We start from the raw sequence: 11,597 nt of genomic DNA on the forward strand, positions 1-11,597 counted from the left end.
TAACGCCCTTGATGGTTTGATGTTCAATAATGAAGACATTTGCAGCATGGCTCTGACACGGTTGTTAATTAAAGATTTTCGTAATATCGAATCGGCAGACTTGGCGCTGGCGGCGGGGTTTAATTTTTTAGTTGGCCCCAACGGTAGCGGTAAAACCAGTGTGTTAGAGGCGATTTATACCCTTGGCCATGGTAGGGCCTTTCGTAGTTTACAAGCTGGCAGAGTGATCCGTCACGACTGTGCCGAGTTTGTGTTACATGGCCGGGTTGATGTGAATGAACGTGAATCATCTATTGGGCTAAGTAAAAGCCGCCAGGGTGATAGCAAGGTGCGGATCGATGGCACTGACGGCCACAAAGTGGCCGAATTGGCGCAAATGCTGCCCATGCAATTGATCACCCCTGAGGGGTTCACCTTATTGAATGGCGGGCCAAAATTCCGGCGCGCTTTTTTAGACTGGGGTTGCTTTCATAATGAACCCGGTTTTTTTACGGCCTGGAGCAATCTAAAAAGATTACTTAAGCAGCGCAACGCCGCGCTGCGCCAGGTTAGTCGCTATGCGCAAATCCGGCCTTGGGATCAGGAAATTATCCCACTGGCTGAACGCATTAGTGAGTGGCGGGCGGCATACAGTGATGCAATTGCGGCAGATATTTCAGCCACATGCGCCCTGTTCCTGCCAGAGTTCGCCTTGAGTTTCTCTTTCCAGCGCGGTTGGGATAAAGAGAGTGACTATGGTGAGTTGCTGGAACGCCAGTTTGAGCGTGACCGCGCGCTAACTTATACCGCCATCGGGCCACATAAAGCGGATTTCCGCATTCGGGCCGAGGGTACGCCGGTAGAAGATTTGCTATCGCGTGGTCAGTTGAAGTTGCTGATGTGCGCACTGCGGTTAGCGCAGGGTGAGTTTCTCACCCGACAGAGCGGGCGGCGTTGCCTGTATCTGCTTGACGATTTTGCTTCCGAATTGGACACCGGCCGTCGTCGATTATTGGCCGAGCGTCTCAAGGCTACCCAGGCACAGGTTTTTGTCAGCGCAGTGAGTGCTGAGCAAGTTGCCGACATGGTAGGCGAAAAGGGCAAGATGTTCCGCGTGGAACATGGCAAAATAGAGGTTCAACCACAGGATTAAAAATGAGCGAGAAACGTTGATGTCGAATACTTATGACTCCTCAAGTATCAAGGTATTAAAAGGGCTGGATGCGGTTCGTAAGCGTCCGGGCATGTATATCGGTGATACTGATGACGGTACCGGTCTGCACCACATGGTATTCGAGGTTGTGGACAACGCTATCGACGAAGCCCTCGCTGGCCACTGTAAAGAAATTATAGTCACCATCCATTCGGATAACTCTGTTTCTGTGCAGGATGATGGCCGTGGTATCCCAACCGGTATGCACGAAGAGGAAGGGGTATCAGCCGCAGAGGTCATCATGACCGTGTTGCATGCTGGCGGTAAATTTGACGATAACTCTTACAAAGTTTCCGGCGGTTTGCACGGCGTGGGTGTGTCCGTTGTTAACGCCCTGTCTGAAAAGCTGGAATTGGTTATTCGTCGTGAAGGAAAAGTTCACGAGCAAACCTACAAAATGGGCGTGCCTCAGGCACCACTGAAAGTGGTGGGTGAAACCGATCAGACCGGGACGACCGTGCGTTTCTGGCCGAGTTTCCAGACCTTTACCAATAACATCGAATTCCAGTATGAAATTCTGGCTAAGCGTCTGCGCGAGCTGTCATTCCTGAACTCCGGTGTATCAATCAAACTGAAAGACAAGCGTAACGACAGAGAAGACCACTTCCATTATGAAGGGGGTATTCGGGCGTTTGTTGAGTATCTGAATAAAAACAAAACCCCGATCCACCCGAAAGTGTTCTATTTCTCCACCATGAAAGATGATATCGGTGTGGAAGTGGCATTGCAGTGGAACGATGGTTTCCAAGAAAATATCTACTGCTTCACCAATAACATTCCGCAGCGCGATGGTGGTACTCACTTGGTGGGCTTCCGCACGGCGATGACCCGTACGCTGAACAGCTATATGGACAAAGAAGGCTACAGCAAGAAAGCGAAAATCAGTGCCACTGGTGATGATGCCCGTGAAGGCCTGATTGCTGTTGTTTCTGTTAAAGTGCCGGACCCTAAATTCTCCTCACAGACCAAAGATAAATTGGTTTCTTCTGAAGTGAAAACTGCGGTCGAAACGCTGATGAACGAGAAGTTGGTTGAGTATTTGCTGGAAAACCCAAGCGACGCCAAAATCGTGGTTGGCAAAATTATCGATGCTGCCCGTGCACGTGAAGCTGCACGTAAAGCGCGTGAAATGACACGCCGTAAAGGCGCGCTGGACCTGGCAGGTTTGCCAGGCAAACTGGCAGATTGTCAGGAACGAGATCCGGCGTTGTCCGAACTCTACTTAGTGGAAGGGGACTCTGCGGGCGGCTCTGCGAAACAAGGCCGTAACCGTAAGAACCAGGCCATTTTGCCGTTGAAAGGTAAAATCCTGAACGTTGAGAAAGCGCGCTTTGACAAAATGCTTTCTTCACAGGAAGTCGCAACGCTGATTACTGCATTGGGTTGTGGTATTGGCCGGGATGAATATAACCCTGACAAACTGCGCTACCACAATATCATTATCATGACCGATGCCGACGTGGATGGTTCTCACATCCGCACGTTGCTATTGACCTTCTTCTACCGTCAGATGCCGGAAATTATTGAGCGTGGCCATGTGTTTATCGCTCAGCCGCCACTGTATAAAGTGAAAAAAGGCAAACAAGAGCAATACATCAAAGATGATGATGCGATGGAACAGTATCAGATGACACTGGCACTGGATGGCGCTGCATTACACGTCAATCCTGAGGCACCACCGCTAGTGGGCGAGCATTTTGAGAAACTGGTTGCTGAGCATTATAGCGTTCAGAAGACCATTGCTCGTATGGAGCGCCGTTATCCGCGTGCTTTGCTGAATAACCTGATTTATCAGCCAACCTTGAAAGAAGAGGATTTGAGCGATAAAGAAGTGGTGACACAGTGGATTGATTCGCTGGTGGTGTTACTGAATGAAAAAGAGCAGCACGGCAGCAGCTACAGTTCTGTGGTGCGCGAAAACCGTGAGCGTCAATTGTTCGAGCCAATATTGCGTATCCGTACCCACGGTGTAGATACCGATTATGATCTGGACTTTGATTTTGTCCACGGCGGTGAGTATCGCAAGATCTGCCTACTGGGCGAAAAACTGCGTGGCTTAATTGAAGAAGGCGCATTTGTTGAACGTGGCGAACGCCGAGTGCCGGTTTCAAGCTTTGAAGATGCGCTGGACTGGTTAGTGAAAGAGTCTCGCCGTGGCTTGGCAATTCAGCGCTATAAAGGCTTGGGTGAAATGAACCCAGAGCAGTTGTGGGAAACCACCATGGACCCAACCAGCCGCCGTATGCTGCGAGTGATGGTGAAAGATGCCGTTGCAGCGGATCAGTTATTCACCACCCTGATGGGTGATGCGGTTGAGCCTCGTCGTGCCTTTATCGAAGAGAATGCGTTACGCGCAGCCAATATCGATATTTAATCTGATAAGCGATTGATCGGATAGAAAGCCCAGAGCGGGAAACTGCTACTGGGTTTTTTTTTGCCAAAACCCTAAATATCTTTAATGCAGGAAACAAGGCTCTTAATGTAAAAATAAAAGGAAATTCTCTTTTCTCAATAAGGACTTCATCGTCTCTTGTCGCTAGTCTTGCGTTAATAATTTTTTTAATATTTACGTAGGAGAGGTAGGTGCATGGGATTAGCAGCAGAATTATTTTGTGAGGTTCGTGATGGCAGATTGGGCAGAGTAAGATTTTTGGTTTGTTATATTGCTACGTTTATCTTGCCATTATTGATAGGTTTATTTGCTGGCGTGCCTTTCTTTTTAGCCTATGAAAACGCTAATGCATCAAATTTTATAATTGCTATTTTAGGCTGCGTGATTGTAGTGATGGCTTTTTTTCTGGTGTTTGCCTCAGCAAATATTGAGGCAAAGCGGTTTCGGGACATTGGATTACCGGGTTGGAGCATGTTCACGGTACATACTTTGTTAGGCATTATCAGCCAATTCTCAGAAAATTACCTTTGTACTTTCGCTTTTATCATTTACCTGCTCATTATCTTATGCCTATTTTGTATTCCAACCAATTTCTTTGGTAGTAATGCATAGTCTGAACCAACATCATTTTCTCGCATTTTTATGCTGAATCGCGTTAGCATGAGGCATTCGCTATATAAATGTGAGGGCCTATGGCTATTGAATTAATCGCTATCGATATGGACGGCACGTTACTGAATCCGCAGCACGAAATCACTCCACGGGTAAAGCAGGCTATTGATGCTGCCCGGGCGAAAGGGGTCTGTGTGGTATTGGCCACGGGTCGGCCCTATATTGGGGTCCAACGTTATTTACGTGAATTAAATATGCAAAACAGTGGTGATTATTGCATCAGCAATAACGGTGCGTTAGTGCAAAAAGCCGCCACGGGTGAGTGTATTTTGCAGGAAACTATCAGTTTTGAGGACTACCTCTATTTCGAGGCTTTATCGCGCAAAATGGATGTTAGCTTCCAGGCTTTTGATTTTGATACCTTATATACCGCGAATAAAGACATCAGCAAATATACCCTACATGAAGTGTTATTGACCGGTATTCCATTGAAATATCGTGCAATCGAAGAGATGGACCCAACATTACGCTTTCCTAAAGTGATGATGATTGACGAGCCAGAAAAACTGGATCGTGCCTTAGCGATGATGCCAGCCGAAGCTTTTGAGCGTTTCACTATCATGAAGAGTGCACCGTTTTATCTGGAAATCCTGAGTAAGCGAGTGGATAAGGGGACTGGGGTGAAAATGCTGGCAGATCACTTAGGCATTGCGCAGGAAAATGTGATGGCTTTGGGTGATCAGGGTAATGATATTGCGATGGTTAACTATGCTGGTGTCGGTGTTGCAATGGGGAATGCTATCCCTGAATTGAAAGAGATAGCGCAGTTTGTCACATGTACCAACAGTGAAGACGGTGTGGCGGTAGCGATAGAGAAATTTGTACTTTGATATTTAACTGATGCAGTAGCTCATTAATTTGCTGCTCGGATCAGGTTACGGTTGATATTCGATTTGTTGCTATTGCCGACCGTTATGCCTCAACCGAGCAAGAGGGCTGGCCGGCCCTCCTGCACCTGCGGCTTGCGCGAAATATTGTGGCTTCGCCATACCCTCCGGCAGCTTACCGGCTAATCGAACCGGTGCTGACTCGCTCCCAGCTCGATAGCACCTTTCGCCGCGTCCATGCGGCTCATTCGGCCTGTAAACTTTGTCGGCAATATTCCTGATTGCGCTCAAGGTCAACAGAGAGAATCTAAAAGCCTACCCTCTCTTTTATCACCCTAGAATCCCTTTCACTATTTGCACATCCTGAATCCCTAATCCGGTTAAATCCGCCAGAGTAATCTGTTGGTCATTATCTCTAAAAGAGATACCTTGCGCTAAAACTGAACCCACCTCAGTTAAGGTGTGAGTTGCTAATAGCCCTTGCTGGAATGCCTGCGAAATCTCACCAAATTCTGAGCATTGCGCCCATGAGTCCAGCAAGATTTTATCGGCTTTAGCTACCAGTTCAGGGGATAGCTCATGTTTACCTGCACTATCTGCACCGACCGCCGTAATATGGGTTCCTGGCTGAATATCCGCCGCTTGCAAGATAGGTTCTCTGCTCGGTGTGGTGGTGATAATCAACTGGCAGTGACGGGCTAACTCTGCGGCATTCAGTGTGGTATTAACCTCGAAACCTTCATCTTCAGCATACTGCCGATACTCCTCTAATGCCGTTTCACTGCGACCCCAAACCCATAGCGCACGGCATGCCACCACACTTTTTAGGTACATCAGATGTAGCCGTGCCTGCATACCGGTACCGATGATACCAATAGCACTGATATGTTTTGGTGCGCAAAGCTCGGCGGCAATTCGCCCGGCCAGCGCAGTACGCAGCGCAGTTAACCACCCCTCATCGAGCAAGATAGCTTGTGGCTCGCCAGTAAGGGCGGAAAAGGCCATCATCAGCCCTTGATTACTGGCCAATCCTTGCGCGGGATTATCATAGAAACCGCCGGAAACCTTTACCACAAACTGACTGTCACCCTGCAAATACCCACTTTTAATACAGCAATCACCGTTGGCTTGCCCAAACAGCAAATGTTGCACTGGGGGCATTTGCACTTGCTGCTGGCTATAGGCAATAAAGCCCTCTTTGAGCAGCAAGGTGATGGCATCTGCATCGAACTTGTCAAGGATCTGTTGCTTACTCAAAATTAGCATTCGGCGATGGCTCCCAGATATTTTTCCAGTACGATATTTTTACCGCACAGTACCACTGCCACTTTCTTACCTTGCCAACGTGGTGCCAGTTTCAACGCTGCCGCTAATGCCACACCAGCGGCACCTTCAATCATCCAACGGTCTGTGTGGGCAATCAACCGCATGGCATCTTTGATTTCCTGCTCACTCACCAGGACTTTCTGATCGATCAACTGTTGGCAAAGTGCGAAGGTGATGGCTCCGGGTTCAACACCTCCGGCAGTACCGTCAGACAGGGTTTCCTGCTCTGCCACTTCCTGGATTTGGCCATTTTGCAGGCAGGTATACATGCTGGTGGCATTCGCCGGCCAGCAACCAATCACCTGTGTTTTATCCGATAATTTCTTTAAAACTGTCGCAATACCAGAAATCAGGCCACCACCGCCAACGGCCACAAACACCGCATCAAGGTCTGGTTGCTGTTCCACCATCTCCATGCCACAGGTACCTTGCCCGGCAATCACTTGCGGGTCGTTATAAGGAGAGATATAGACTTTGCCCTGCTGCTCTGCGGCGATACTCGCAGCCAGTTCGGCATTTAAAGCATCACCCGCTACCAGTTCAATCTGGCCGCCCAGTGCGCGAATAACTTCCAGCTTGATAGCTGCCGCTTGCTCTGGCGCATATATGGTGGCTTTCACTCCTGCCAGTTTCCCCGCTAGCGCCATAGCCTGCCCGTGGTTACCGGTCGAGGCAGTAATAACGCCGTTCTGGCGCTGTTCATCGGTCAATAAACGCAACTTGTTACTGGCCCCACGAAATTTAAAAGAACCGGTATGTTGCAGATGTTCGCACTTAAGATAGATTTCGCAGCCACTGTGCTGCGATAGCAATGGGCTATATTCCAGCGGCGTCACTCTCACTTGTGGGCGTAATACCTGATGAGCTTCTTTAATGGCATCGAATAATGTATTCATGACGGTTCCTTAAAATCCTTTAGTTGGTTTTTATATTTTTCAAATGGTTATAAACAGTCGCCCGACCAATACCGAGGATTTTTGCCACGTAACCGGCTGCATTCTTACCGTTGAATGCGCCCTGTTGATAGAGGGTCTCAATGAGCATCCGGCGGCTGGCATTATTCAAAGCTGCTAGCGTCAGCTGCTGCTGCTGTAACCAATGATGGATATAAGTGTTGATGCGTTCCTGCCAATCATCCTGAAACAGCACATCCGGTTGTGGCTGTAGTTGCTGCCCTGACAGGAATAGCTCCAGTGCTGCTTTGGCACTTTCAAATACAGTGATATCCAGATTGATACATAACAATCCAATCGGCTGCCTATTGTCATCACGTAATACCGTGCTGATGGAACGCAGTTGGCGGCCATCCCAATTACGCTTTTGGTAAGGCCCGATCACCTGTGAGTGCTGATCAAATCGCAACTCACTGAGATTGGAGTCTTCCCCTAATTCCCGTTGTGAATAGTTGTTGGCGATATAAACCAATTTTTGGCTGGTTAAGTCATGAATGACGACTTCTGCATAGGGAGAGAAAAGGGTGGCGATTGCATCGGCAATGGGCTGGTATCGGTTAAGCATAGGTCATTTTATTTGGAATTAAAAATCCATATTAGACTTTTATTTCTAAATGCACAGGGGTTATGCCGTTTTTTTCATTCATTTTGTGATGGATTGCTTATTTTGCGATCCAAATTGTAGTACAAAAATAAAATATAGCTCTACAATCTGTTTTGTGTTGAACGACAAAGTTTGAAAATTGTGCGGCGTTGTGGGGACGGTTAATCAAGAGATGCGTAAAGTAAGGGAATCATTATTGGTTAACCTGAAATAACCGGAGCGAACATGACAAAAGAACAACTCAGTAAAACAGACCGCATTATTTTGGTTATTGGTCAGCAGATTGTTGAGGGCAAATATCCACCGGGCTCACCGTTGCCTGCCGAAGCGGAAATTTGTGAGGAATTTCAAACCTCTCGTAACATGATTCGTGAGGTTTTTCGGGCGCTGATGGCAAAGCGATTGATTGAAGTGAAACGTTTTCGTGGGGCGTTTGTCCGGCCCCGTAATCAGTGGAATTATCTCGATACCGATGTACTGCAATGGGCGCTGGCCAGTGATTATGACCCACGTTTAATCAGTGCGATGAGCGAAGTGCGTAATCTGGTAGAGCCAACTATCGCCCGCTGGGCTGCCGAACGGGCAACCTCGAAAGAGCTGGCGGTGATTGAAACGGCACTCAATGAAATGATCGCCAATCATCAAGATAGAGACGCATTTAACGAAGCGGATATCCGCTATCACGAGGCGGTATTGGCTTCGGTACACAATCCGGTATTACAGCAACTCAGTGTGGCAATCAGCTCTCTGCAACGGGCGGTGTTTGAACGAACCTACATGCCTGATGAAGAAAACATGCCGCGCACATTACAAGAGCACCAGGATCTTTATGACGCTATTCGCCATCAAGATGCTGATGCGGCAGAACGGGCTGCGTTAACCATGATAGCCAGCTCCGCTAAACGGCTAAAGGATATTACATGAGTGAGCAGAGTTATGGATAAAAGCTATATCGCCATTGATTGGGGATCGACCAACCTGCGTGCCTGGCTTTATTTACGTGGTGAATGTGTAGATATGTTGCGATCCGAAGCCGGGATCACTCGCTTTAATGGGCAAAGTGCGCAGCAGATATTTCAGCAGGTTATCGCGCCATGGCGTGAGCAGCAGCAACAGTATGACTTGCCAGTGCTGATGGCCGGCATGATTGGCAGCAATGCGGGTTGGATTTCAGTGCCTTATCTTGCTTGTCCAACCCGTCTTACGCAGGTATCGCGTCAATTAACCTATGTGGCGGAGGCTGAGCCAATTCGGGCATGGATTATCCCCGGTTTATGTGTTGATAAGCCAGATAACCGCAACGTGATGCGTGGTGAAGAAACCCAACTGATCGGTGCGTATAGCGAACGGCCTTCATCGGTCTATTTAATGCCGGGAACTCACAGTAAATGGGTGCAAATGCAGGGTGACCAGGTCATGGATTTCCGCACTCTGATGACAGGTGAATTGCACTATTTGCTGCTGAATAATTCATTGGTGGGGGCAGGGCTGGAGGCTCAATTACCGGACAATACTGCGTTTATCGATGGCCTGACGCAAAGCTTTAATGACAGCAATATCATGCGTTGTCTGTTTGAGACGCGTGCTGCCCATGTATTGGGTCGATTGAAGCGAACATCGGTCGGCGACTGGCTTTCTGGCCTGCTGATTGGCAATGAAATCGTGCAGATGCAGCAGCAATATCCGCTTGCTGCTGGTGAATGTATTACGGTGATTGGCAATCCTAAACTGGTTGAGCGCTATACCCAGGGGCTAGAGATGGCTGGGATGCTTTATCAGGTGTTGGATGGCGATCAGGCTTTTCAAGCTGGAATCAGGAGTATCGTAAATGAAATGGAACACTAACATGCCATTGATTGGCATTTTGCGCGGCATCACACCCGCGCAAGTTCATGACCATGTGGCCGCTTTGCTTGATGCAGGCTTTGATGCGGTTGAAATCCCGCTGAATTCCCCACAATGGGAAGTGAGTATCGCGCAAACGGTCGCGGAATTTGGTCATCGTGCATTAATTGGTGCGGGCACGGTACTGAAACCCGAGCAACTGGATGTGTTGCATAGCATGGGCAGCAAGCTGGTGGTCACGCCGAACACCCAACCGGCGGTGATCCGTCGGGCTGTGGAGTTAGGCATGACGGTTTGCGCTGGGTGTGCCACCGCATCTGAAGCTTTCACGGCGCTGGATGCAGGCGCGCAAGCCCTGAAAATTTTCCCCTCGGTCTCTTTTGGTCCCGACTATATCAAAGCATTAAAAGCCGTATTGCCCCCTGAGGTGCCGGTGTTTGCCGTTGGTGGGATTACTCCTGAGAATTTGTCTATTTATTTGGCTGCGGGTTGTGCTGGTGCTGGTTTGGGCGGTGACCTTTACCGCGCAGGCCAATCGGTATCTCAGACCGCACAACAAGCGGCTGCGTTTATTAAAGCCTTTAAGGATGCCACCAAATGAAAATTACCAAGCTAACCACTTACCGTTTACCCCCACGCTGGATGTTTCTGAAAATCGAAACCGATGAAGGCATTATTGGTTGGGGTGAACCGGTAATTGAAGGGCGTGCTCGTAGCGTTGAAGCTGCGGTACACGAGTTATCGGAATATGTTATTGGGCAAGACCCGGCACGTATCAACGATATTTGGCAGACATTATATCGCGGCAGTTTCTATCGCGGTGGTCCTATTCTGATGAGTGCTATTGCCGGCATCGATCAGGCGCTATGGGATATTAAAGGTAAAGCGTTGGGAGTTCCGGTTTACCAATTATTGGGTGGATTGGTTCGCGATAAAATTAAAGCTTACAGTTGGGTTGGCGGTGATCGTCCGTCTGATGTGATTAGCGGAATTAATAAACTCACTGAGATTGGTTTTGATACGTTTAAACTCAATGGATGCGAGGAAATGGGCCTGATCGATAATGCCCGTAAAGTTGATGCCGCAGTAGCAGTCGTGGCACAAATTCGTGAAGCCTTTGGTAACCGTATTGAATTTGGTTTAGATTTTCATGGTCGGGTTAATGCGCCAATGGCAAAAATCCTGATTAAAGAATTAGAACCTTATCGGCCATTGTTTATTGAAGAACCCGTATTAGCTGAACAGGCAGAATATTATCCCCGTCTGGCGGCCCAAACCCATATTCCTATCGCAGCAGGCGAGCGGATGTTCTCCCGTTTTGAATTTAAACGGGTATTGGCCGATGGCGGGCTGGCAATTATTCAACCTGACTTATCTCATGCTGGTGGTCTGACTGAGTGCTTTAAAATTGCCGCTATGGCAGAGTCTTATGATGTGGCATTAGCACCACATTGCCCACTTGGGCCAATTGCACTGGCGTCTTGTTTGCACCTTGATTTTGTCGCCCGCAATGCAGTCTTGCAGGAGCAAAGCATGGGGATTCATTACAACCAAGGTGCTGAGTTGCTGGATTATGTGATTAATAAAGACGATTTCAAAATGACCGATGGTCATTTCTATCCACCGACGAAACCCGGCTTAGGGGTAGAAATCAATGAGGAATTAGTGATTGAACGCAGCAAGAATGCCCCTGATTGGAGAAATCCGGTTTGGCGCTATCCTGATGGTGCCGTCGCCGAATGGTAAGTTGCCCTCGTTCGATTAATTAATAAATTATCTAATACCA

At 48.3% G+C, this 11,597-nt stretch carries 11 protein-coding genes; 8 read left to right on the plus strand and 3 right to left on the minus strand.

Annotated elements, in window-relative coordinates; all coding sequences use genetic code 11:
• The first annotated feature begins 46 nt into the window (after positions 1-46).
• The 4 genes from recF to yidA all read left to right on the plus strand — a co-directional run bounded on the left by recF (position 47) and on the right by yidA (position 5,086).
• A complete protein-coding gene (recF, locus tag V1952_RS04905) occupies positions 47-1,132 on the plus strand; it encodes a DNA replication/repair protein RecF (protein WP_372560198.1) in 1,086 nt (361 codons plus the stop codon).
• 19 nt (positions 1,133-1,151) lie between these two features.
• A complete protein-coding gene (gene gyrB, locus V1952_RS04910) occupies positions 1,152-3,566 on the plus strand; it encodes a DNA topoisomerase (ATP-hydrolyzing) subunit B (RefSeq protein ID WP_372560199.1) in 2,415 nt (804 codons plus the stop codon).
• A gap of 213 nt (positions 3,567-3,779) precedes the next feature.
• The gene (locus tag V1952_RS04915) at positions 3,780-4,196 is read left to right on the plus strand and encodes a DUF805 domain-containing protein (RefSeq protein WP_420074400.1); all 417 of its coding nucleotides are present in this window, start codon (positions 3,780-3,782) and stop codon (positions 4,194-4,196) included.
• 80 nt (positions 4,197-4,276) lie between these two features.
• A complete protein-coding gene (gene yidA, locus V1952_RS04920; protein WP_083161529.1) occupies positions 4,277-5,086 on the plus strand; it encodes a sugar-phosphatase in 810 nt (269 codons plus the stop codon).
• 327 nt (positions 5,087-5,413) lie between these two features.
• On the opposite strand, the gene V1952_RS04925 is transcribed toward yidA, so the two are convergent.
• The 3 genes from V1952_RS04925 to V1952_RS04935 are packed head-to-tail and all read right to left on the minus strand — an operon-like array spanning position 5,414 to position 7,927.
• Positions 5,414-6,349: an ornithine cyclodeaminase family protein gene (locus V1952_RS04925; RefSeq protein WP_372560201.1), complete on the minus strand. Its 936-nt coding sequence runs from the start codon at positions 6,347-6,349 to the stop codon at positions 5,414-5,416.
• On the minus strand, positions 6,343-7,305 hold the full coding sequence (locus V1952_RS04930; RefSeq protein WP_372560202.1) for a threonine/serine dehydratase: 963 nt from the start codon (positions 7,303-7,305) through the stop codon (positions 6,343-6,345). Before V1952_RS04930 ends, V1952_RS04925 begins: the two co-directional genes overlap by 7 nt.
• Positions 7,306-7,324: 19 nt before the next feature.
• On the minus strand, positions 7,325-7,927 hold the full coding sequence (locus tag V1952_RS04935) for a helix-turn-helix transcriptional regulator (RefSeq protein ID WP_420071192.1): 603 nt from the start codon (positions 7,925-7,927) through the stop codon (positions 7,325-7,327).
• A gap of 264 nt (positions 7,928-8,191) precedes the next feature.
• Between V1952_RS04935 and dgoR the strand changes: the two genes are divergently transcribed.
• The 4 genes from dgoR to dgoD are packed head-to-tail and all read left to right on the plus strand — an operon-like array spanning position 8,192 to position 11,557.
• The gene (gene dgoR, locus V1952_RS04940) at positions 8,192-8,890 is read left to right on the plus strand and encodes a D-galactonate utilization transcriptional regulator DgoR (protein ID WP_005186776.1); all 699 of its coding nucleotides are present in this window, start codon (positions 8,192-8,194) and stop codon (positions 8,888-8,890) included.
• 12 nt (positions 8,891-8,902) lie between these two features.
• Positions 8,903-9,811, plus strand: coding sequence for a 2-dehydro-3-deoxygalactonokinase (locus V1952_RS04945; RefSeq protein WP_420074401.1), 909 nt, complete (start codon positions 8,903-8,905; stop codon positions 9,809-9,811).
• The gene (locus V1952_RS04950; protein ID WP_372560203.1) at positions 9,795-10,412 is read left to right on the plus strand and encodes a 2-dehydro-3-deoxy-6-phosphogalactonate aldolase; all 618 of its coding nucleotides are present in this window, start codon (positions 9,795-9,797) and stop codon (positions 10,410-10,412) included. The genes V1952_RS04945 and V1952_RS04950 overlap by 17 nt, the downstream gene beginning before the upstream one ends.
• Positions 10,409-11,557, plus strand: a complete 1,149-nt coding sequence (gene dgoD / locus V1952_RS04955) for a galactonate dehydratase (protein ID WP_372560204.1) — start codon at positions 10,409-10,411, stop codon at positions 11,555-11,557. The genes V1952_RS04950 and dgoD overlap by 4 nt, the downstream gene beginning before the upstream one ends.
• Positions 11,558-11,597 lie beyond the last annotated feature (40 nt).

Origin of the sequence: Yersinia sp. 2542 StPb PI, from assembly GCF_048593855.1 — a bacterium.
GTDB lineage: Bacteria > Pseudomonadota > Gammaproteobacteria > Enterobacterales > Enterobacteriaceae > Yersinia > Yersinia enterocolitica_E.